The sequence below is a fragment of the Streptomyces sp. Edi4 genome (genome assembly GCF_040253615.1).
GTDB lineage: Bacteria > Actinomycetota > Actinomycetes > Streptomycetales > Streptomycetaceae > Streptomyces.
The window spans coordinates 1252279-1275564 of sequence record NZ_JBEJGY010000004.1 but is presented as its reverse complement, the minus strand read 5'-3'; the positions used below and the strand labels follow the sequence as shown (position 1 = coordinate 1275564).

The 23286-nt window shown below is 67.7% G+C and carries 13 protein-coding genes and 3 rRNA genes; 12 read left to right on the top strand and 4 right to left on the bottom strand.

Annotation, left to right across the window (positions count from 1 at the left end; all coding sequences use genetic code 11):
- Positions 1–18: 18 nt before the first annotated feature.
- Entirely contained in the window at positions 19–2373 is a 2355-nt protein-coding gene (locus ABR738_RS07775; protein WP_350229239.1) for a glycoside hydrolase family 31 protein, read from the bottom strand.
- A 587-nt stretch (positions 2374–2960) separates the two neighbouring features.
- Between ABR738_RS07775 and ABR738_RS07770 the strand changes: the two genes are divergently transcribed.
- On the top strand, positions 2961–4949 hold the full coding sequence (locus ABR738_RS07770; protein WP_350229238.1) for an acetoacetate--CoA ligase: 1989 nt from the start codon (positions 2961–2963) through the stop codon (positions 4947–4949).
- Here ABR738_RS07770 and ABR738_RS07765 read toward each other — a convergent pair whose 3' ends face one another.
- On the bottom strand, positions 4950–6269 hold the full coding sequence (locus ABR738_RS07765; RefSeq protein ID WP_350229237.1) for an aminotransferase class I/II-fold pyridoxal phosphate-dependent enzyme: 1320 nt from the start codon (positions 6267–6269) through the stop codon (positions 4950–4952).
- A gap of 45 nt (positions 6270–6314) precedes the next feature.
- On the opposite strand from ABR738_RS07765, the gene ABR738_RS07760 reads away from it, so the two are divergent.
- The gene (locus tag ABR738_RS07760) at positions 6315–7583 is read left to right on the top strand and encodes an MFS transporter (RefSeq protein WP_350229236.1); all 1269 of its coding nucleotides are present in this window, start codon (positions 6315–6317) and stop codon (positions 7581–7583) included.
- 24 nt (positions 7584–7607) lie between these two features.
- The gene (locus ABR738_RS07755) at positions 7608–8492 is read left to right on the top strand and encodes a DUF8829 domain-containing protein (protein ID WP_350229235.1); all 885 of its coding nucleotides are present in this window, start codon (positions 7608–7610) and stop codon (positions 8490–8492) included.
- A 146-nt stretch (positions 8493–8638) separates the two neighbouring features.
- On the opposite strand, the gene ptsP is transcribed toward ABR738_RS07755, so the two are convergent.
- Together ptsP and ABR738_RS07745 are read right to left on the bottom strand one after the other, a co-directional pair.
- Positions 8639–10309 (bottom strand): phosphoenolpyruvate--protein phosphotransferase, encoded by a 1671-nt coding sequence (ptsP, locus tag ABR738_RS07750; RefSeq protein ID WP_350229234.1) that lies wholly within the window; start codon positions 10307–10309, stop codon positions 8639–8641.
- A gap of 80 nt (positions 10310–10389) precedes the next feature.
- A complete protein-coding gene (locus ABR738_RS07745) occupies positions 10390–10839 on the bottom strand; it encodes a PTS sugar transporter subunit IIA (RefSeq protein ID WP_350229233.1) in 450 nt (149 codons plus the stop codon).
- Positions 10840–11517: 678 nt separating this feature from the next.
- Between ABR738_RS07745 and ABR738_RS07740 the strand changes: the two genes are divergently transcribed.
- From ABR738_RS07740 to ABR738_RS07700, 9 genes are all read left to right on the top strand, one after another.
- Positions 11518–13043 (top strand): 16S ribosomal RNA (locus ABR738_RS07740).
- A gap of 288 nt (positions 13044–13331) precedes the next feature.
- Positions 13332–16455 (top strand): 23S ribosomal RNA (locus ABR738_RS07735).
- 90 nt (positions 16456–16545) lie between these two features.
- A 5S ribosomal RNA gene (gene rrf, locus ABR738_RS07730) occupies positions 16546–16662 on the top strand.
- The 16S, 23S and 5S rRNA genes sit together here, the layout of an rRNA operon.
- Before the next feature lie 199 nt (positions 16663–16861).
- Positions 16862–17470: a cardiolipin synthase ClsA gene (clsA, locus tag ABR738_RS07725; RefSeq protein WP_350229232.1), complete on the top strand. Its 609-nt coding sequence runs from the start codon at positions 16862–16864 to the stop codon at positions 17468–17470.
- Between the two features lie 114 nt (positions 17471–17584).
- Positions 17585–20080: a sugar phosphate nucleotidyltransferase gene (locus ABR738_RS07720; RefSeq protein ID WP_350229231.1), complete on the top strand. Its 2496-nt coding sequence runs from the start codon at positions 17585–17587 to the stop codon at positions 20078–20080.
- Between the two features lie 97 nt (positions 20081–20177).
- Positions 20178–21101: a DUF881 domain-containing protein gene (locus ABR738_RS07715; protein ID WP_350229230.1), complete on the top strand. Its 924-nt coding sequence runs from the start codon at positions 20178–20180 to the stop codon at positions 21099–21101.
- Complete coding sequence (locus ABR738_RS07710) at positions 21098–21430, top strand: small basic family protein (RefSeq protein WP_003970459.1); 333 nt, start codon at positions 21098–21100, stop codon at positions 21428–21430. Before ABR738_RS07715 ends, ABR738_RS07710 begins: the two co-directional genes overlap by 4 nt.
- 5 nt (positions 21431–21435) lie before the next feature.
- The gene (locus ABR738_RS07705) at positions 21436–22245 is read left to right on the top strand and encodes a DUF881 domain-containing protein (protein ID WP_350229229.1); all 810 of its coding nucleotides are present in this window, start codon (positions 21436–21438) and stop codon (positions 22243–22245) included.
- An 82-nt stretch (positions 22246–22327) separates the two neighbouring features.
- The gene (locus ABR738_RS07700) at positions 22328–23272 is read left to right on the top strand and encodes a double zinc ribbon and FHA domain-containing protein (protein WP_350234473.1); all 945 of its coding nucleotides are present in this window, start codon (positions 22328–22330) and stop codon (positions 23270–23272) included.
- Positions 23273–23286: the final 14 nt, after the last annotated feature.

Here is a 23286-nt window from a genome sequence, read left to right as displayed (position 1 = left end):
CCCGGTCGGTCGGCGGGCTCAGGGCGCCACCCCGCGTACCCGCACCGGATGGCCGACCTCGGCGTCCGCGCCCGCGCCGGTCCGCTCCACCACGACCTCGCCCTTGACGACCCGCGTCGAGAACCGCTCCACCGCCGCGTGCTCCCAGCCGTCCCCCGCGTCCCGCACCAGGAGGCCGCCGCCCGTATGGCCGGCGGCGGGCGCCCACACCTCCAGCTCAAGGCCGCCGTCCTCACCTTGCACCGGGATCACCGAACCCGCCCGGGCCAGCACCGGGATACGGGAGAGGGGAGCGGGCAACAGCACCTGGCCCGGGCCCTCGTGCACCTCGCCCGTCGCGGTGTCGTACCACCGCCCGCGCGGCAGCCGCACCGGCCGCCGGTCCGCGCCGCGCTCCAGAACCGGGGCCACGAGCAGCGCGTCACCGAGCAGGAAGGCGTCCTCGCAGTCGCGCAGCGCCCGGTCGCCCGGCGCGCCCCACCACAGCGGGCGTGCGTAAGGAGCCCCGGTCAGCCGGGCCAGCTGGGCCAGCGTCATGAAGTACGGGTGCAGCCGCCGGCGTTCCGCGAGCGCGGCCCTGGCGCCTTCGAGCACCGCCGGGCCGAACTCCCACGGCTCGCGCCGCCCCGCCCACTTCGCGGCATGCGTACGGAACAGGGGCAGCCAGGCGCCGAGTTGGAACCAGCGCAGGTACAGCTCGGGCGAAGGGCTGCCGGTGAAGCCGCCCACGTCGGGCCCCGAGTACGGCACTCCGCACAGGCCGAGGCCGAGCACCAGGGCCAGCGAGGCGCGCAGCCCGGGCCAGCCCGTCGAGACGTCACCGGACCAGGTGCCGCCGTAGCGCTGCATCCCGGCCCAGCCGGACCGCGAGAACAAGAACGGCCGCTCTTCAGAGCGCAGTTCGCGCAGTCCCTCATGACCGGCCCGGGCCATGGTGAGCCCGTACACATTGTGGGCCTCGCGGTGATCGCCGCCCCGGCCCTCCAGATCGTGCCGGGCCGACCTCGGCAGCGTCGCGTCTCCGAACGGGGCGAAGGACACCGGCTCGTTCATGTCGTGCCACACGCCGGCGAAGCCCTGGTCGAGCCGTTCCTGGTAGAGGCCGCCCCACCAGGCGCGGGTCCTCGGGTCCGTGAAGTCGGGGTAGGCGCACTCGCCGGGCCACACCTGGCCGCGCACCTCGCGCCCCTGGGCGTCCTTGACGAACGCCCCGGCGGCAAGACCGCTCTCGTACACCGCGTTCCCCCGCTCGGCCTTCACCGCGGGATCCACGATCGAGACCAGCCGCACCCCGTCGCGGGCCAAGTCCTCGGCCAGGCGCGGCAGATCGGGGAACGCGCTCCGGTCCACGGTGAAGACCTGGTGGGCGTCGTAGTGGTCGATGTCCAGGTGCAGCGCGGACAGCGGCAGGCCGCGCCCGGTGTACCCGGCGACGATCCGCCGCACCTCGCGCTCACTGCCGAAACCCCAGCGGGCGTGCTGGTGGCCGAGCGCCCAGGCCGGCGGCAGCGCGGGCGCGCCGGTCAGTGTCGTCCAGCCCGCCAGGACCCGGGCCGGTGTGCCCGCCACCATCCAGCATCTCAGCGGTCCTCCTTCCATCCGCAACTCGCTGCCGCCCGGCCGGTCGTGGCCCGAGCCCGCGCCCTCCTCTCCCTCACGCAGCAGCACCCGGCCGTCCCAGGTGTTGTCGTAGAAGGCGAGATGGGTCCCCGCGTCCGCCACCACCAGCTGCACGGGCATCGTGATGTACAGCGGGTCGTCGTCGGGGCCGAAACCGCCGCCGGGATCGGTGTTCCACAGGCGGTACGAACCGTCGCGCAGCCGGGGTCCGGCCGCGCGCCCGCCCAGCCCGAAGAACCGCGCGTCGGCCGCCACCTCGGACCGCTGCACCCAGCGGGCCCGGCCGCCGCCGACCGGCTCCCACCACCGGGGCGGCAGCTCGCGGCGCAGCACCCCGCCGCCCGGGGTGCGCACCTCCACGGCTCCGTGCCGGGAGATCACCACGGTCATCCGCTCGGACACCACCCGCCAGCCGCCGTCCTTGTCCGGTTCGAGGGCCGCCCGCCCGTCCGGCTCCGGGGCCCGGCCGTCCAGGGCGTACGACGGCTCCGGCCCCGCGCCGTCCCAGCCCCAGAACACCGTGCCGCCCCCCGAGACCCGCACCTCGAGCGCGGAACGCGTGAACCGCACGACACCGCCGCCCGGCCCGGGCTCGGCCCCGGTCACCGCCCCCGGCACCCGAGCGCGCTCGGGACCGCGCGCCGGCAGGTCCCGCGCGTCCGCCCGGCGCCGCAGCAGGGCCGAGCGCAGCGCCCGCAACCCGCGCACCGAACCGACCGACTTCACCGAGCGCACCAGGCCATCGCCGTTCATGGCGCTCACCCTGCCACCCGGACAGCCCCGTGCGCGGTCTGTTCAACCGCCGTTCACCCAAGGCGCCACGCCGAACACTGACGGCGCCCCCGAAGACCGCCACCCCGGACGCGCCCGGCACACGTCCGGCGAAGGTGCCCCCGGTCAGTGGTACCCCGGAGCACCGACCGTGGTGACCTTTGGGCGCCCGACCGTGACGCCGTTCATCGGGGGGCGGCGACTCGACCCGCTCGTCTGGGGGCGGCGACTCGACCCGCGTCCGGGGCAGCGGCTCCGACCCGCGCGTCCGGTCACGCGGGCCCGCTTCCCGGGGTGGCGCCTTGGCCCGCGCGTCCACATCGCGTGCCCGTTGCCCCGGGCGGCGCCCCGAGGCCGGCGCACAGTCCGCCCCGGGCGGCGCCCCGAAGCCCGCGCACAGTCCGCCCCGGGTGGGGCGTCTCGGGCCGGGTTCGGGCCGGAGGCGGCGGCCCACCCTGGTGCGGAAGACGATCACATGGCATCGTCCCTTGCAGCCGCCTCACGCGCACACCCCCTCGCGTGTGCGCGGGAAACACGCACACCACGCGTTACAGCCCGGGAGCCGACCGATGACCTCTGCAGCGAACCCCGATCCGCAGCCCGCGCCCCTGTGGCAGCCGGACTCCGACCGCATCGCCGCCGCGCGGATCACCCGCTTCCAGGCCTGGGCCGCCGAGCGCTACGGGGCGCCCGCCGAGGGCGGATACCCGGCTCTCCACCGCTGGTCGGTCGCCGAACTCGACACCTTCTGGCAAGCCGTCGCCGCGTGGTTCGACATCCGCTTCTCCTCCCCGTACGAAGCTGTCCTTGCTGATCGAACGATGCCCGGAGCCCAGTGGTTCCCGGGCGCCACCCTGAACTACGCGGAACACGCGCTGCGCGCCGCCGAGGACCCCGCGCGGGCCGGCGAGCCCGCGCTGCTGCACGTCGACGAGATGCACGAACCCGTGGAGACCGGCTGGGCCGAGCTACGCCGCCAGGTCGGCTCGCTCGCCGCGGAGCTGCGGGCCATCGGGGTGCGGCCGGGCGACCGGGTCAGCGGCTATCTGCCCAACGTCCCGCAGGCGGTCACCGCCTTCTTGGCCTCGGCGGCCGTCGGCGCCGTGTGGACCTCCTGCGCCCCCGACTTCGGCGCCCGCAGCGTCCTGGACCGCTTCCAGCAGGTCGAGCCGGTCGTCCTGTTCACCGTGGACGGCTACCGCTACGGCGGCAAGGAGCACGACCGCGGCGACGTCGTGGCCGAGCTCCGCCGCGAACTGCCCACGCTGCGCGCCGTCGTGCACGTCCCGCTGCTCGGCACCCCGGCCCCCGAAGGCACCCTGGAGTGGTCCGCCCTGACGGCGGGCGAAACCGAACCCGTCTTCGAGCAGGTGCCCTTCGACCACCCCCTGTGGGTGCTCTACTCCTCCGGCACGACGGGTCTGCCCAAGGCCATCGTGCAGTCCCAGGGCGGCATCCTCCTCGAGCACTTCAAGCAGATCGGCCTGCACTGCGACCTCGGCCCCGAGGACCGCTTCTTCTGGTACACCTCCACCGGCTGGATGATGTGGAACTTCCTCGTCTCCGGCCTGCTCACCGGCACCACTGTGATCCTTTACGACGGCAGCCCCGGCCATCCCCACACGGGCGCGCAGTGGGGCGTGGCGGAGCGCACCGGCGCCACCCTGTTCGGCACGTCGGCCGCGTACGTCATGGCCTGCCGCAAGGCCGAGGTGCACCCGGGGCGCGACTTCGACCTGTCCCGTATCAAGGGTGTGGCGACCACCGGCTCGCCGCTGCCGCCCGACGGCTTCCGCTGGCTGCACGACGAGGTGCGCGAGGACCTGTGGATCGCATCGGTCAGCGGCGGCACCGACGTCTGCTCCTGTTTCGCGGGGGCGGTCCCGACGCTTCCCGTGCACATCGGCGAACTCCAGGCGCCCTGCCTCGGCACCGACCTCCAGGCCTGGGACGCCCAGGGCAGGCCCGTCATCGGCGAGGTCGGCGAGCTGGTCGTCACCAACCCCATGCCGTCCATGCCCACCCGTTTCTGGAACGACCCCGACGGCAGCCGCTACCGCGACAGCTACTTCGAGATGTTCCCCGGCGTGTGGCGGCACGGGGACTGGATCACCCTCACCGACCACGGCTCGGTGATCATCCACGGCCGCTCGGACTCCACCCTCAACCGCCAGGGTGTGCGCATGGGTTCGGCCGACATCTACGAGGTCGTCGAACGGCTGCCGGAGATCCGTGAGTCCCTGGTCATCGGCCTGGAGGAACCGGGTGGCGGCTACTGGATGCCCCTGTTCGTGCACCTCGCCGAGGGCGCCGTCCTGGACGACGCCCTCCGTACGAAGATCAAGCTGGCGATCCGCGAACAGCTTTCCCCGCGCCATGTCCCCGACGAGATCATCGAGGCGCCCGGCGTCCCGCACACCCTGACCGGCAAGCGCATCGAGGTGCCCGTCAAGCGCCTCCTCCAAGGCGCGGCTCTGGACAAGGCCGTCAACCCCGGTTCGGTGGACAACCTGGACCTGTTGCGTTTCTACGAGGACATCGCCCGCAAGCGCGGCTGATCACCCTCCATAGGTGGCCTCGGACTCGCTCAGCGTGTCGGCGAAGTCCGAGGCCAGCCCGGCCGCTCGTGAGGTCCCGAGGCCGGCCACGGTCACGCGTACGCCAGGCGCCGCCGCCATCCGGAAGCGGGCCCCGGCCGCCACCCACCAGCCGCGCGTGCGCAGCCCGTTGACCACGGCCGACTCGTCGCGCACCGGCACCCACACGTTCATCCCACTCGCACCGTGCGCCACGATCCCGCGCTCCGCGAGCTCCTTGACGAACGCGGTACGCCGCCGCTCATAGGCGACCTCCGCCCGCGCCACCAGGAGCTGCGCCGAGGGGTCGTCCATGAGCGTCAGCACGGCGGCCTGCAACAGATGACTCACCCATCCGGACGTGAGCAGCAGCCGCCCGTCGTGCCGCGCCAGGGTCACCGGATCACACGCGGCGGCCGCCCACCGCAGATCAGTGCCCAGGTACTTCGTCACGGTCCGCACCTGTGCCCAGCGCGTAAGCCCGCCCGTGGTGAGGGAGTTGAGTTCCGCTCCGGCGATCTCGGCGGCGTGGTCGTTCTCGATCACGAGGACATCGGGTGCCTGCCGCAGCACCTCGACCAGCTCATCGCGCCGCGCCGGCGAGAAGCACCCCCCGTAGGGGTTCTGCGCTCGCGGGCTGCACACGACGGCGCGGGCCCCGGCCCGCAGCGCGTCGCGCAGCAGGTCCGGCCGCATCCCCTCGTCGTCGACCCCGACCGCGATGGTGCGCAGCCCCATGGCTTGCAACAGGTCGAGAAGATGGTGGTATCCGGGGTCCTCCATCGCCACCGCGTCCCCGGGGCGCAGCTCCGTGGTCAGCAGCCGCGCGACGCAGTCGAGCGCCCCGTGGGCGAACGTCACGGACTCGCAGGGCACGCCGTCGGCGTCGAACCAGGCACGCACCCGCTCCTCCAGCCGCGGCAGCCGGGGCGTGGAGCGGTGCGAGCGCGGGCCGGTGGAAGGCGCGACGAGCGCAGGCGGGTCCGGCAGGAACGCCGCGTCGGGATGACCACCCGCCAGATCCCGCAGCCCTGCGGGCACCTTGGGCGGCCGCCGGGAGGCGACGGCCGGCGCGGCGGCCACCACCGTCCCGCCCCGGCCCCGGGTGACGACCACACCGCGCCGACGCAGCTCCTTGTAGGCGGTCGCCACCGTGCCCGGACTGACCGTCAGCTCCTCGGCCAGCCGCCGTACGGGAGGCAGCGCGTCACCCGGGCCCAAGTCGCCGCCCGCGACCGCGGCCTCGACGGACGCGGCAATGCCCTTGGCGGTGGTACCGGAGATCGAATATTGTGTCACCACGTTAAGAATTATGTATCGATACATAAATCTCGTCAAGGGGGACCCATGAGCTGGAGCCGCGCCGCACTGTGGGAACGCGTGCCAGGAGGCGTCGACGGCCGTCGCATGCTGTCCGTCGCCTTCGTCGACCGAACCGGCAGCGGCCTGTGGGAGGCCGTCAGCGTCCTCTACTTCAGCTACGTGGCCGGGCTCTCGCTCGCCCAGATCGGCACCCTGGTCGCCGTGTCCGGAGCCGTCGGCATCGCCGGGGCGCCCGTAGGCGGCCGCATCGCCGACCGGCTCCCCGACACACGGGTGCTCATCGGTCTTCAAATGCTGCGCGCCGTAGCCGCGTTCGCGCTCCTGACCACTCATGACTTCGCCCTGCTGCTGGTGTTCGCCTCCGCCGGAAGCTTCGGCGACCGCTCGGCCAACGTCCTCACGAAGCTGTACGCGGCCCGGATCGCCGGGCCCGAGCGCGTGCGCTACCAGGCCGTCAGCCGGACCGTCGCCAACGCGGGCTGGGCCGTCGGCGGCCTCGCCGCCGCGGGGGCCCTGGCCATCGGCTCGACCGCCTCCTACCAGTGGCTCCTGGCCGGCAACGCCGTCTCGTTCATCGGATCCGCCGTCATCACCGGCCTGTGCGCCGAACCGCAGGCACCCGGCCGCACGGTCGCCAAGTCCACCGATCCGACGGCGAAGGCGCAGCTGGCCAACCCCTGGCGCGACCGCCGCTATCTGGCATTCGTGGCCACCGAAACCGTCGTCTTCCTCGACGATGCGGTGTTCAAGATCGGCCTGCCGCTCTGGACCGTGCACGGCACCGACGCGCCGACCGGCCTCGTCCCCCTGCTCATGGTGATCAACAACGTGATGGTGGTGGGGCTCCAGGTGCCCCTGGCCCGGTTCGGCGCCACCACGCAGGCCGCGCGCCGCCTGCTGCTCCCGCTCTCCGTGGTCTTCGCCGTGGCGGGAGTGACCATCGCGGCCTCCGCGGCGCACGGCGCCACGCTCGCCGTCACCTTCCTCGTCGCCGCGACGGTCGCCTTCACCCTCGCCGAGATCATCCACGCGACCATCTCCTGGGAACTCTCGATCGCCCTCGCGGCCGACCACGCCCAAGGCGCTTACCTCGGTGTCCACGGACTCGCCCAGTCCGTTCAACGCAGCCTCGGCCCCCTCGCCGTCACCGCCGCCGTCGCGACCGGCCCCGCCGGCTGGATCGCCTTCTCCGCGGTCATCGTGGCCGGCTGTCTGACCCAGTACCGCCTGGCCCGGCCCCACCCCGACCGAACGCCACTGTCAGTGGCGCCGGTTACGCTGAGTGAGCATTGATCGACACCGTGCTCAGGGGGAAACATGGCGCACACCCAGCCCATCAAGACCGTCCGGCGGGCACTCCGCCGTGAAATGCCGGGCACCGTCGGCCTGATCGCCGACGCGCACGACTTCACGGCCATGACCCGATACCGATCCTTCACCTTCGACGACCACACCGCCTACCTGCGTCAAGTCGAAGGATTCCTGCGCTCGCTGGCCGCCCGGGGCCTGCATACGACGGTCGCGCTCTTCGACCCGGAGGAGTTCAGCGACTTCTGTACGTCACGCGGCCTCGACCCGGACACAGCGGAAAGCCGTACGCGCTTCACGGCCGAACTGGCGGCGGGCGGCGCCTGCGTGGCCTACGCGGGCCAACCCATCGACAGCCTCGTTCCGCAACTCATCAACAAGGCAGCCCGCAAGGCGACTTGGGAGTACGCGACACTCATCCTGGCCGAGGCGGGGGAGTGCGCCGACTGCGGACAGGACATCGGGCGGGCCGCCTTCGACCGGGCCTCCCAGCTCCTGCTGAACCTCCTGGAAGCAGCCGGCCCCGGCGCCCACCACCTGGTGTGCAGCATCCCCGCGCGACAGGAGCAGCTCATCACCGTCCTGCACGCCCACCGGCAGGGACATGACCCGGTGCGTCTGGAGGAGACCGACGCCGCGGAGTTCGTGACCGTCCTCGCGGCGGGCATCGCCCTGCGCGGCACCGGTGGCCTGGTCCTGCGGACGACCGAACCGGGCACCCCGGACCGGCTGTACGGCTGGCGCCTGCTGCACGACCGGCTCGATCCGCTGACCGAGGCCGAAGTCTTCAGCGCCTACTGCACCGATGCCGAGACCGGCGACCCGGTGCCCCCGGAACCCGACGTCGAATACCGCGCCGGTTTCCCCATCGAGCAGCCCGACAGCCACCACTGACTGAGGCCCGGCCGTCATCCCCGACAGTCATCAGCCATCGCTGACGGAAGACGGGCCCCGCGAAAGGAAAGGGGCTCCCCGCCGCACCCGCGACGGGAAGCCCCTCTCACACCGGTTCACACCGGTCCCCAGCCATCGGCCGGTCGTCACTCGCCGGACAGCACCGCCTGCGCGGCGCTCCGCGCGTCCTCGGCGGTGTCCGCCGCGCGAGCCGCCGACGCAGCGCGCTCGCACTGCGCCAGCGTGTGCTTCGCCAGCGTCGACCGCACATACGGAATGGACGCCGCGCCCATCGAAAGGCTGGTCACCCCGAGACCGGTCAGGACACAGGCCAACAGCGGATCGGAGGCAGCCTCGCCACACACACCACAGCTCTTGCCCTCGGCCTTCGCGGCCTCCGCCGACATGGCGATCAGGTCGAGCAGCGCGGGCTGCCAAGGGTCCTGGAGCCGGGACACCGCGCCCACCTGACGGTCCGCCGCGAAGGCGTACTGCGCCAGGTCGTTGGTGCCGAGCGAAAGGAACTCGACCTCCTGCAGAATCGAGCGGGCCCGCAGCGCGGCGGAGGGGATCTCCACCATCGCGCCGAACTTCGCGCGCAGCCCGGCCTCGCGGCACGCGTCGGCAAACGCCTTCGCGTCCGTACGGTCGGCCACCATCGGGGCCATGACCTCGAGGTAGACGGGCAGCCCCTCGGCGGCCTCGGCAAGCGCGATCAGCTGCGTGCGCAGCACCTCGGGGTGGTCGAGCAGCGAGCGCAGCCCACGCACGCCGAGCGCCGGGTTGGGCTCGTCGGCCGGAGTCAGGAAGTCCAGCGGTTTGTCGGCACCCGCGTCCAGGACACGCACCACGACGCGCCCCTCGGGGAACGCCTCAAGGACCTTGCGGTACGCCTCGACCTGCTTCTCCCGCGACGGCGCCTTGGCGGAGTCGTCGAGGAAAAGGAACTCGGTACGGAACAGACCGACGCCCTCGGCGCCCGCCTCCACCGCGGCCGGGACGTCGGCGGGACCGCCGACGTTGGCGAGCAGTGGAACCTTGTGGCCGTCCGACGTGGCACCCGGACCGGACGAGGCGGACAGCGCCGCCTTGCGCTCGGCCGCGGCCCGCTCCATCTCGGCCTGCTTCTCCTGGCTCGGGTCCACGAAAATCTCGCCCGTGCTGCCGTCGACCGCGATCAGCGTGCCCTCGGCCAGCTCACCGGCGCCCGGCAGGGCCACGATCGCGGGAACACCGAGCGCGCGCGCCAGGATGGCGCTGTGACTGGTCGGCCCGCCCTCCTCGGTCACGAAACCCAGCACCAGCGCCGGGTCGAGCAGCGCCGTGTCGGCGGGTGCGAGGTCCCGGGCGATGAGCACATACGGCTCGTCGCTGTCCGGCACACCCGGCATGGGCACGCCGAGCAGGCGCGCCACGATCCGGTTCCGTACGTCGTCGAGGTCGGCGACGCGTCCCGCCATGTACTCACCGGCACCCGCGAGCAGTTCGCGGTAGTGCGAGAAGGCGTCGTACACAGCGCGCTCGGCCGTGCTGCCGACGACGATGCGCCGGTCGACATCGGCCATCAGCTCGGGGTCCTGAGCGATCATCGCCTGGGCTTCGAGCACGGCCTGCGCCTCACCGCCGGCCAGGTTGCCCCGCGCCATCAGGTCGGCCGCCACAGCTTCCACGGCCTGGCGGGCGCGCCCCTGTTCGCGCCCGTGCTCCGATGCGGGAATCTGCTTGGCAGGCGGTTCGAGGACCGCCGTACCCATGTGCCGAACCTCGCCGATCGCCACACCGTGGCTCACGCCGACGCCTCGCAGCGTTGTCTCCATCTCACCGTCTCCGATAGGTGCGGCGGTCAGTGCCGCCGCCGTGATTGTCCGTCTGGCGCGCCGTCATGCCGGCGCCGGCGTCACCGCCAGCTGAAGAGCGCGTCGCCGGCCTTCACGTCGCCGCTCTCGACGACACCGGAGAGGGAGTCAGCGGTGGCCTCGAGAGCCACGATGGGACAGATGGGGGACTTTCCGGCGGCCTCGACGGCGGCCGGGTCCCAGCGCACGACCTCCTGGCCGCGCGTCACGGTGTCGCCCTTGTTGACGAGGAGCTCGAAGCCCTCGCCGTTGAGCTGAACGGTGTCGATTCCGAGGTGCGTCAGCACACCGTGGCCCTCGCTGTCGACGACAACAAAGGCGTGCGGGTGCAGGGACACGACGACGCCCTCCACGGGCGCCACTGCCACTGACGGCTCACGTACGGGATCAATAGCGGTGCCGGGGCCCACCATCGCGCCGGAGAAGACCGGGTCGGGCACTGCCGCGAGCCCAATGGCCTGTCCAGCAAGTGGGGACGTCACGCTAGTCATGGGGAGCCTCCCAGGGGCGGAGCTTCAAGTGTCGCCGTCACTACCTGTCCTGGACGGCGTACTGTTCAGAAGGGTAAGTCATAAGAAGTCCCGGTTCCGCACGACAGGTACTGGTTGGCGGACCTAGGTGCACACCGGAAACGATTTGCCTCAACTCCCGGTGGGCCTGTACTGTCGTACTCCTGCCTGACCCCATCACGACACTGTGATTCGGTGGTCGGCGGCACCTACCAAGTCCCGATCCTAACCCGGATTTCCGACTGCGCCTGTGTGCGGAGACGGTGGTCAGGAAGACGGAAAAGACTTGCTAGAGTCTGAATCGCCCGAAAGCCGATACGGCCGGAAAGCGAAATGCCTGCTCCAGCGGGTGGCGGAAACGAGAAATCGGGTCTGCTAAGCTGGAAACACGAAATACCGAAGGGAAGCGCCCGGAGGAAAGCCCGAGAGGGTGAGTACAAAGGAAGCGTCCGTTCCTTGAGAACTCAACAGCGTGCCAAAAGTCAACGCCAGATTGACAACCCCGTCTCCACTTCGGTGGGACGAGGTTCCTTTGAAAAGTCCTGCCGGCCCTCGTGGTCGTCAGGCGATTACACAGCGAGGACGCTGTGGACGGGCCGCCTTATTCCGGTGGTTCCGTCCCGCTCTTACGTGATGTGTGCACCCGATTGCGGGTAAACATTCATGGAGAGTTTGATCCTGGCTCAGGACGAACGCTGGCGGCGTGCTTAACACATGCAAGTCGAACGATGAAGCCCTTCGGGGTGGATTAGTGGCGAACGGGTGAGTAACACGTGGGCAATCTGCCCTTCACTCTGGGACAAGCCCTGGAAACGGGGTCTAATACCGGATAACACTCCTCAGGGCATCTTGAGGGGTTAAAAGCTCCGGCGGTGAAGGATGAGCCCGCGGCCTATCAGCTTGTTGGTGGGGTGATGGCCTACCAAGGCGACGACGGGTAGCCGGCCTGAGAGGGCGACCGGCCACACTGGGACTGAGACACGGCCCAGACTCCTACGGGAGGCAGCAGTGGGGAATATTGCACAATGGGCGAAAGCCTGATGCAGCGACGCCGCGTGAGGGATGACGGCCTTCGGGTTGTAAACCTCTTTCAGCAGGGAAGAAGCGAAAGTGACGGTACCTGCAGAAGAAGCGCCGGCTAACTACGTGCCAGCAGCCGCGGTAATACGTAGGGCGCAAGCGTTGTCCGGAATTATTGGGCGTAAAGAGCTCGTAGGCGGCTTGTCACGTCGGATGTGAAAGCCCGGGGCTTAACCCCGGGTCTGCATTCGATACGGGCTAGCTAGAGTGTGGTAGGGGAGATCGGAATTCCTGGTGTAGCGGTGAAATGCGCAGATATCAGGAGGAACACCGGTGGCGAAGGCGGATCTCTGGGCCATTACTGACGCTGAGGAGCGAAAGCGTGGGGAGCGAACAGGATTAGATACCCTGGTAGTCCACGCCGTAAACGTTGGGAACTAGGTGTTGGCGACATTCCACGTCGTCGGTGCCGCAGCTAACGCATTAAGTTCCCCGCCTGGGGAGTACGGCCGCAAGGCTAAAACTCAAAGGAATTGACGGGGGCCCGCACAAGCAGCGGAGCATGTGGCTTAATTCGACGCAACGCGAAGAACCTTACCAAGGCTTGACATATACCGGAAACGGCTAGAGATAGTCGCCCCCTTGTGGTCGGTATACAGGTGGTGCATGGCTGTCGTCAGCTCGTGTCGTGAGATGTTGGGTTAAGTCCCGCAACGAGCGCAACCCTTGTTCTGTGTTGCCAGCATGCCCTTCGGGGTGATGGGGACTCACAGGAGACTGCCGGGGTCAACTCGGAGGAAGGTGGGGACGACGTCAAGTCATCATGCCCCTTATGTCTTGGGCTGCACACGTGCTACAATGGCCGGTACAAAGAGCTGCGATGCCGTGAGGCGGAGCGAATCTCAAAAAGCCGGTCTCAGTTCGGATTGGGGTCTGCAACTCGACCCCATGAAGTCGGAGTTGCTAGTAATCGCAGATCAGCATTGCTGCGGTGAATACGTTCCCGGGCCTTGTACACACCGCCCGTCACGTCACGAAAGTCGGTAACACCCGAAGCCGGTGGCCCAACCCCTTGTGGGAGGGAGCTGTCGAAGGTGGGACTGGCGATTGGGACGAAGTCGTAACAAGGTAGCCGTACCGGAAGGTGCGGCTGGATCACCTCCTTTCTAAGGAGCACAGTACCGATTGCAGACACATGTTCTGCACGGTCAGCTCATGGGTGGAACGTTGACTATTCGGCACTTCCGGTCGACTCGGGCCGCTAGTACTGCTCTTCGGAGCGTGGAACGCGACACGGGGTGATGGGGAGGGCCGGGCACGCTGTTGGGTATCTGAAGGTACGGCCGTAAATGGTTGTGTCTTCGGTCGCCGGCCCCAGTGAACTCCACTGAATGGTGGGGGTGATGGGTGGTTGGTCGTTGTTTGAGAACTGCACAGTGGACGCGAGCATCTGTGGCCAAGTTTTTAAGGGCGCACGGTGGATGCCTTGGCACCAGGAACCGATGAAGGACGTGGGAGGCCACGATAGTCCCCGGGGAGCCGTCAACCAGGCTTTGATCCGGGGGTTTCCGAATGGGGAAACCCGGCAGTCGTCATGGGCTGTCACCCATACCTGAACACATAGGGTATGTGGAGGGAACGAGGGGAAGTGAAACATCTCAGTACCCTCAGGAAGAGAAAACAACCGTGATTCCGGGAGTAGTGGCGAGCGAAACCGGATGAGGCCAAACCGTATGCGTGTGATACCCGGCAGGGGTTGCGCATGCGGGGTTGTGGGATCTCTCTTTCACAGTCTGCCGGCTGTGAGGCGAGTCAGAAACCGTTGGTGTAGGCGAAGGACATGCGAAAGGTCCGGCGTAGAGGGTAAGACCCCCGTAGCTGAAACATCAACGGCTCGTTTGAGAGACACCCAAGTAGCACGGGGCCCGAGAAATCCCGTGTGAATCTGGCGGGACCACCCGCTAAGCCTAAATATTCCCTGGTGACCGATAGCGGATAGTACCGTGAGGGAATGGTGAAAAGTACCGCGGGAGCGGAGTGAAATAGTACCTGAAACCGTGTGCCTACAAGCCGTGGGAGCGTCGCGCGCTGAGTTTACTCAGTGCGTCGTGACTGCGTGCCTTTTGAAGAATGAGCCTGCGAGTTAGCGGTGTGTAGCGAGGTTAACCCGTGTGGGGAAGCCGTAGCGAAAGCGAGTCCGAACAGGGCGATTGAGTTGCACGCTCTAGACCCGAAGCGGAGTGATCTAGCCATGGGCAGGTTGAAGCGGCTGTAAGAGGTCGTGGAGGACCGAACCCACCAGGGTTGAAAACCTGGGGGATGACCTGTGGTTAGGGGTGAAAGGCCAATCAAACTCCGTGATAGCTGGTTCTCCCCGAAATGCATTTAGGTGCAGCGTCGTGTGTTTCTTGCCGGAGGTAGAGCACTGGATAGGCGATGGGCCCTACCGGGTTACTGACCTTAGCCAAACTCCGAATGCCGGTAAGTGAGAGCGCGGCAGTGAGACTGTGGGGGATAAGCTCCATGGTCGAGAGGGAAACAGCCCAGAGCATCGACTAAGGCCCCTAAGCGTACGCTAAGTGGGAAAGGATGTGGAGTCGCAGAGACAACCAGGAGGTTGGCTTAGAAGCAGCCACCCTTGAAAGAGTGCGTAATAGCTCACTGGTCAAGTGATTCCGCGCCGACAATGTAGCGGGGCTCAAGCGTACCGCCGAAGTCGTGTCATTCCAGCACATACCCCCAACGGGGGCTGGGATGGGTAGGGGAGCGTCGTGTGCCGGGTGAAGCCGCAGCGGAAGCTAGTGGTGGACGGTTCACGAGTGAGAATGCAGGCATGAGTAGCGATACACACGTGAGAAACGTGTGCGCCGATTGACTAAGGGTTCCTGGGTCAAGCTGATCTGCCCAGGGTAAGTCGGGACCTAAGGCGAGGCCGACAGGCGTAGTCGATGGACAACCGGTTGATATTCCGGTACCCGCTTTGAAACGCCCAATATCGAATCAGGCGATGCTAAGCCCGTGAAGCCGTTCCGGACCCTTCGGGGAAAGGAAAGTGGTGGAGCCGGTGACCCAGACTTGTAGTAGGTAAGCGATGGGGTGACGCAGGAAGGTAGTCCAGCCCGGGCGGTGGTTGTCCCGGGGTAAGGGTGTAGGACGTGCGGTAGGCAAATCCGTCGCACACATAGTCTGAGACCTGATGCCGAGCCGATTGTGGTGAAGTGGATGATCCTATGCTGTCGAGAAAAGCCTCTAGCGAGTTTCATGGCGGCCCGTACCCTAAACCGACTCAGGTGGTCAGGTAGAGAATACCGAGGCGTTCGGGTGAACTATGGTTAAGGAACTCGGCAAAATGCCCCCGTAACTTCGGGAGAAGGGGGGCCATCACCGGTGATGAGATTTACTCTCTGAGCTGGGGGTGGCCGCAGAGACCAGCGAGAAGCGACTGTTTACTAAAAACACAGGTCCGTGCGAAGCCGTAAGGCGATGTATACGGACTGACGCCTGCCCGGTGCTGGAACGTTAAGGGGACCGGTTAGTGACCTTTCGGGGTTGCGAAGCTGAGAACTTAAGCGCCAGTAAACGGCGGTGGTAACTATAACCATCCTAAGGTAGCGAAATTCCTTGTCGGGTAAGTTCCGACCTGCACGAATGGCGTAACGACTTCTCGACTGTCTCAACCATAGGCCCGGTGAAATTGCACTACGAGTAAAGATGCTCGTTTCGCGCAGCAGGACGGAAAGACCCCGGGACCTTTACTACAGTTTGATATTGGTGTTCGGTTCGGCTTGTGTAGGATAGGTGGGAGACTTTGAAGCGGCCACGCCAGTGGTTGTGGAGTCGTCGTTGAAATACCACTCTGGTCGTGCTGGATGTCTAACCTCGGTCCGTGATCCGGATCAGGGACAGTGTCTGATGGGTAGTTTAACTGGGGCGGTTGCCTCCTAAAGAGTAACGGAGGCGCCCAAAGGTTCCCTCAGCCTGGTTGGCAATCAGGTGTTGAGTGTAAGTGCACAAGGGAGCTTGACTGTGAGACCGACGGGTCGAGCAGGGACGAAAGTCGGGACTAGTGATCCGGCGGTGGCTTGTGGAAGCGCCGTCGCTCAACGGATAAAAGGTACCCCGGGGATAACAGGCTGATCTTCCCCAAGAGTCCATATCGACGGGATGGTTTGGCACCTCGATGTCGGCTCGTCGCATCCTGGGGCTGGAGTCGGTCCCAAGGGTTGGGCTGTTCGCCCATTAAAGCGGTACGCGAGCTGGGTTTAGAACGTCGTGAGACAGTTCGGTCCCTATCCGCTGCGCGCGCAGGAACATTGAGAAGGGCTGTCCCTAGTACGAGAGGACCGGGACGGACGAACCTCTGGTGTGCCAGTTGTCCTGCCAAGGGCATGGCTGGTTGGCTACGTTCGGAAAGGATAACCGCTGAAAGCATCTAAGCGGGAAGCCTGCTTCGAGATGAGTGTTCCCACCTCCTTGAGAGGGTAAGGCTCCCAGTAGACGACTGGGTTGATAGGCCAGATGTGGAAGCCCGGTAACGGGTGGAGCTGACTGGTACTAATAGGCCGAGGGCTTGTCCTCAGTTGCTCGCGTCCACTGTGTTTGTTCTGAAGCAATGAACTCCCGCATGCCCTCTGGGGTGTGTGCTGGTCGAGTTCAACTTCATAGTGTTTCGGTGGTCATAGCGTTAGGGAAACGCCCGGTTACATTCCGAACCCGGAAGCTAAGCCTTTCAGCGCCGATGGTACTGCAGGGGGGACCCTGTGGGAGAGTAGGACGCCGCCGAACAAATTGTGGGAAAAGCCCCGCACCCGATCGTAGGAATACGGTCGACGGTGCGGGGCTTTTTCGCGTTTGCCGGGCGCTTTTCGGGCGTTTTGGCGGGATTGGACCGTGCTCAGGTCTGTACCCCCTGTGCACCCGTTGGCCCGCGCTGACGGTAGGGTCAGGGGGCATCGTCGGCACATTTCCCACAGGAGGCCCCCGGGTGGAGGTCCAGGAGACTCGCGTTCAGACGGACCGGGTGCTCACCATCCCCAATATTCTCAGCATGGCGCGCCTTGTCGGCGTTCCGCTCTTCCTGTGGCTGATTCTCCGCCCCGTCTTTGGCGGGCCGAACAGCGATGGCTGGGCTCTGCTGGTGTTGGCGCTGAGTGGAGTCAGCGACTACCTGGACGGGAAGCTGGCCCGTCGTTGGAACCAGATCAGCAGTCTGGGACGGCTGCTCGACCCCGCTGCCGACCGGTTGTACATCCTTTCCACCCTGGTCGGTCTCACGTGGCGCGAGATCCTGCCGATTTGGTTGACCGCTGCCCTTTTGGCCCGCGAGTTGATGCTTCTGGTGATGGTGGGAATCCTTCGCCGGCACGGCTATCCGCCCCCCCAGGTGAACTTCTTGGGCAAGGCCGCGACGTTCAACCTGATGTATGCCTTCCCGCTGCTGCTGCTCAGCGACGGAAGCGGCTGGCTCCCCGCCCTCGCGAGGATTTTCGGATGGGCGTTCGCCGGATGGGGTACAACTCTGTATTGGTGGGCAGGAATCCTCTATGTGGTTCAGGTCCGCCGACTCGTGAAGGCGGACACACAGGCCGACTGAGCTCGGCGCCCGCAAGCCCCGGCGTAGAGCCGGCCGCAGCGCGAGGTGTCACAGGGACTGCCCGCAGGGCGAAGTCGGCAAGATCGTTATCTCTTCAAGGAGGACGCTTCCGACATGAAGGCCGTCGTGATGGCTGGTGGCGAGGGCACACGCCTTCGTCCCATGACCTCGAGCATGCCCAAGCCGCTCCTGCCGGTCGTCAACCGGCCGATCATGGAGCATGTGCTGCGGCTGCTCAAGCGGCACGGTCTCAATGAGACCGTCGTCACCGTTCAGTTCCTGGCGTCGCTGGTCAGGAACTACTTCGGTGACGGGGAAGAGCTCGGAATGGAGCTCACCTACGCCAACGAGGAGAAGCCCCTCGGTACCGCGGGCAGCGTCAAGAATGCCGAGGAAGCCCTCAAGGATGATGCCTTCCTCGTCATTTCGGGTGACGCCCTCACCGATTTCGACCTGACCGACCTCATCAATTTCCACAAGGAGAAGGGCGCCCTCGTCACGGTCTGTCTGACGCGTGTGCCCAATCCGCTGGAATTCGGCATCACCATCGTCGACGAGGAGGGGAAGGTCGAGCGCTTCCTCGAGAAGCCGACGTGGGGGCAGGTCTTCTCCGACACCGTCAACACGGGCATCTACGTGATGGAGCCCGAGGTGTTCGACTATGTCGAGGCGGACAAGTCCGTCGACTGGTCCGGTGACGTCTTCCCGCAGCTGATGAAGGAAGGCAAGCCGATCTACGGCTACGTCGCGGAAGGCTACTGGGAGGACGTCGGTACGCACGAGAGCTACGTCAAGGCCCAGGCCGACGTGCTCGAAGGCAAGGTCGACGTCGACATCGACGGCTTCGAGATCTCCCCGGGCGTGTGGGTGGCGGAAGGCGCCGAGGTCCACCCCGATGCCGTGCTCCGAGGTCCCCTCTACATCGGGGACTACGCGAAGGTCGAAGCGGACGCGGAGATCCGCGAGCACACCGTCGTGGGATCCAACGTCGTCGTCAAGAGCGGGGCCTTTCTGCACAAGGCCGTCGTGCACGACAACGTCTATATCGGCCAGCAGAGCAATCTGCGCGGCTGCGTCATCGGCAAGAACACCGACATCATGCGGGCCGCCCGGATCGAGGACGGCGCCGTCATCGGTGACGAATGCCTGGTCGGTGAAGAATCGATCGTCCAGGGCAACGTCCGGGTCTACCCCTTCAAGACCGTCGAGGCCGGAGCGTTCGTCAACACCTCGGTGATCTGGGAGTCCAGAGGCCAGGCGCATCTGTTCGGCGCGCGGGGAGTCTCCGGCATCCTCAACGTGGAGATCACACCGGAGCTCGCGGTCCGCCTCGCCGGTGCGTACGCCACGACGCTCAAGAAGGGGTCGACCGTCACCACGGCGCGGGACCACTCCCGAGGCGCCCGCGCCCTGAAGCGTGCCGTCATCTCGGCGCTCCAGGCCAGCGCCATAGACGTACGGGACCTGGAGAACGTACCGCTGCCCGTCGCGCGCCAGCAGACCGCGCGGGGCACCGCCGGCGGCATCATGATCCGTACGTCGCCCGGTGTGCCGGATTCCGTGGACATCATGTTCTTCGACGAGCGGGGCGCGGACCTCTCGCAGGCCGGGCAGCGCAAGCTCGACCGGGTCTACGCGCGCCAGGAGTACCGGCGGGCCTTCCCCGGCGAGATCGGCGATCTGCAGTTCCCCTCCAGCGTCTTCGACTCCTACACCGGCTCGCTGCTGCGCAAGGCCGACACCACCGGGATCGCGGAGGCCGGCCTGAAGGTCGTCGTCGACGCGTCCAACGGAAGCGCCGGCCTGGTGCTGCCCAGCCTGCTCGGGCGGCTCAAGGTGGATTCGCTGGTCATCAATCCGGGTCTGGACGAGTCCAGGCCGACGGAGACGGCGGAGGGCCGACGGGCCGGGCTCGTGCGGCTCGGGGAGATCGTCGCCTCGGCGCGCGCCGCCTTCGGCGTGCGGTTCGACCCCGTCGGTGAGCGCCTTTCGCTCGTGGACGAGCGAGGCCGCATCGTGGAGGACGACCGGGCCCTGCTGGTGATGCTGGACCTGGTCGCGGCCGAGCGGCGCAGCGGCCGGGTCGCGCTCCCTGTCACGACCACCAGGATCGCCGAGCAGGTCGCTGCGTACCACGGCACCCAGGTCGACTGGACGACGACGTCGCCCGATGATCTGACCCGGGTCGGCCGCGAGGAGGCCACCATTTTCGGTGGCGATGGCCGCGGCGGGTTCATCGTGCCCGAGTTCAGCAGCGTCTTCGACGGAGCGGCCGCGTTCGTGCGGCTCCTCGGTCTTGTCGCGCGCACCCAGCTCACGCTCAGCCAGATCGACGCGCGCATCCCGCAGGCCCACGTGTTGCGGCGGGACATCCCGACGCCGTGGGCGGTCAAGGGCATGGTGATGCGCCGGGTCGTGGAGGCGGCCGCCGGCCGGTCCGTGGACACGACCGACGGCGTGCGGGTCGTGGAGGCCGACGGGCGCTGGGTGATGGTGCTGCCCGACCCGGCCGAGGCCGTCACCCATCTGTGGGCCGAGGGGCCGGACGACGTGTCGGCTCAGGCACTGCTCGACGAATGGGCCGCCGTGGTCGACAGCGCAGGTCACTGACGCCGTGATGGAGTGCCGGGCCGGCCTGGGAGGTGCGGCCCGGCACACCGGTGGGGCCATTCGGCGGTAGCGGCGCCGACATGCGACGATGTGCGGCATGCCGCAGCAGCCCCCCGTTCGGAGCACGTCGTCTCCGCCCCCGCGCCCCGACGCGTCGATGTCGCTGCTGACCAATGTCATGGACCACGCGCTGGACGACGGGTACGCCGAGGCGACCGCCCGTCGTGAGGCGGAGGGCGGGGCAGGTCTGCCGCGTACCCTGCGGGCCAAACTCGCGCTCGCGGGCGGCCTCGTGCTGGCCGCCCTCGTGGTGACGGTCGGGGCCGCGCAGGCCCGCGTCACCGCCCCGGTCGTGGCAAAGGAGCGCCAGGAGCTGATCGACCGCGTCGATTCGGAGACCAGGGCGGCCGACAAGCTCCAGGACGACGTGGACGGGCTGCGCACCGAGGTCGGGGACCGCCAGCGCAAGGCGTTGGAGAAGCACGGCGGCGACCAGGGTGAGCTCGTGGCGCTCCTTTCCGGTGCGACCGAGGTGCACGGCCCGGGAGTGAAGCTGGTCGTCGACGACGCCAAGGAGACCGCTCAGGGCGACGGAAGCCGCCCACGTGAGAGCACGACGTTCGCGGACACGGGCCGGGTCCGGGACCGCGACATGCAGCGCGTGGTCAACGGCCTCTGGCAGGCCGGCGCGGAGGCGATCGCCATCAATGGGCAGCGTCTGACATCGTTTTCGGCGATCCGGGCGGCGGGCGACGCCATACTGGTCGACAACAGGCCGCTGGTGCCGCCGTACACGGTGCTCGCCGTGGGGGACGGGAAACAGCTCGGCACGGCCTTCCAGGACGGCGCGGACGGCCAGTACTTGCACCTGCTGGAGCAGAATTACGGGATCAGGGCGAGCATCGCGGCCCAGTCCGACGTGCGGCTCCCCGCGGCGCCGAGCCTGACCGTACGTACAGCACAGCCATTGGCCACAGGCGCCGCTCCGGGCGCGGCCGACACAGGGAAGGGCACATCGTGATCGCCGTACTTGGCCTCGTCGTGGGCGTGGTGGTCGGACTTCTGGTCCGGCCCGAGGTGCCCGCGGTGGTCGAGCCGTATCTGCCGATCGCCGTGGTCGCGGCACTCGACGCGGTCTTCGGCGGACTCCGCGCCATGCTCGACGGCATCTTTGTCGACAAGGTCTTCGTGGTCTCCTTCCTGTCGAACGTGGTGGTCGCGGCCCTCATCGTCTTCCTCGGCGACAAGCTGGGCGTCGGCGCGCAGCTCTCGACCGGCGTGGTCGTGGTGCTGGGCATCCGGATCTTCTCCAACGCCGCCGCCATCCGCCGTCACGTCTTCAGGGCCTGAGGCCGATGAGCGAGGTGCACAACACCGGGCAGGGTGAAGGCGACGAGCAGCGGCCCCCTGCCGCCCCGGGCGAACCCGGCACGGACCAGCCGGCCCTGACGGGGCGCCAGCGGCTCGCCGCAGGCTTGTGGCCGCCCAGGGTCAGCCGCGCGCAGCTCATCGTGGCGCTGCTCCTGTTCGTCCTGGGGCTCGGGCTTGCCATCCAGGTCCGCTCGAACAGCGACAACAGCGCGCTGCGCGGGGCCCGTCAGGAGGATCTGGTGCGCATCCTGGATGAACTCGATTCCCGTACCAAGCGTCTTGAGGATGAGAAGCAGCGCCTGGACGGCCAACGTACGGAGCTGGAGACGAGTTCCAATCAGGCGGCGGAGGCGCGCAAGCAGACCGTGGAGAAGGAGCGGCAGCTCGGCATCCTGGCCGGTACGGTCGCGGCGCAAGGTCCTGGCATCACGTTGACGATCGGTGACCCCAAGGGCGCCGTCGAGGCCGACAAGATGCTTGACACGGTGCAGGAACTGCGTGCGGCGGGGGCGGAGGCGATCCAGGTCAACGATGTCCGTGTGGTGGCCAGTACGTACTTTTCGGACGAGGGCGGCGGCATCGGGGTGGACGGCAAGAAGGTGAGCGCGCCGTACGTCTTCAAGGTGATCGGCAGGCCGCAGGATCTGGAGCCGGCGCTCAACATCCCCGGCGGAGTGGTGCAGACTCTGGAGAAGGAGCAGGCCACCGCCACCGTAGCCCGCTCGGAGAAGATCGTCGTGAACGCCTTGCGGGTCGCGAAGCGGCCTGACTACGCTCAGTCGTCCCCGCACTGATGGGGACGGGGGTGGCAGCCGTCGCACAAGCGCAGGCGGTTGCGGGGGGTCGCCGCTCTGTAACAGTGGTACGTGGTGGAAACTGTTTGGCGGATACGGACGTTGTGAGGATGTCCGGGTCGGCAGGTGTGTTGATTCTGGGTTCGTCCTGCCCCACGGGCGGGTCTATTTCGGTCAAGGGGAATCGCCCGTGAAGTTGTTTGCGAAGTTGTTCGGCAAGAGCGCACGCCAGGACGGCGGCAGCGCCGCCAGGCACCGTGCTCAGCGCCCCGAAGGGACGGAGGAGCGGGGCGGCGAGCGCCCGCTGTTCCGTGATGAGGTGGGCGGTTCCGGGGGTGACATTCCGGGCGCGTCGTCTGTTGACCCGGCGGGCGCGGGGCGCATAGGTTTCGGGGAACCGTCAACCTCAGGTACGGGTGGAGGGTTTGGCTCCGACCCGTATGCCACCAGTGCCCACGCGGTGCCGCCGCGGCAGGAGGATCCGTCGATGTCGGGCTTGCCTGTTTGTACGAGGTGTGGGCACAGCAACCCCGCAGCCAGCCGTTTCTGCTCCAACTGCGGCGCCCCGCTGCGCCCCGGTGTGGTTCCGGAGCGCGCTTCGGAGACCACCTCGACCATCTCCATCTCGGGTCTCGAGGCGTACGACGCCGAGGTGACCGGCCAGACGCAGCTGCCCTCGCTCTCCCCGGAGGCCCAGGCCGCCGTGGACGCGCTGCCGCTGGGTTCGGCGCTCCTGGTGGTGCGCCGGGGGCCCAACTCGGGAAGCCGATTCCTGCTCGACGGCGAGCTGACCACGGCCGGCCGTCACCCGCAGAGCGACATCTTCCTGGACGACGTGACGGTCTCCCGCCGCCACGTGGAGTTCCGGCGGGGTCCCGACGGGCGCTTCACGGTCTCCGACGTCGGAAGCCTCAACGGCACGTACGTGAACCGCGAGCGGATCGACGCCGTCGACCTGGCCAATGGCGACGAGGTCCAGATCGGGAAGTACCGGCTGGTCTTCTACGCGAGCCAGCGCGCTCTCTGAGATCCAGCCAGGGA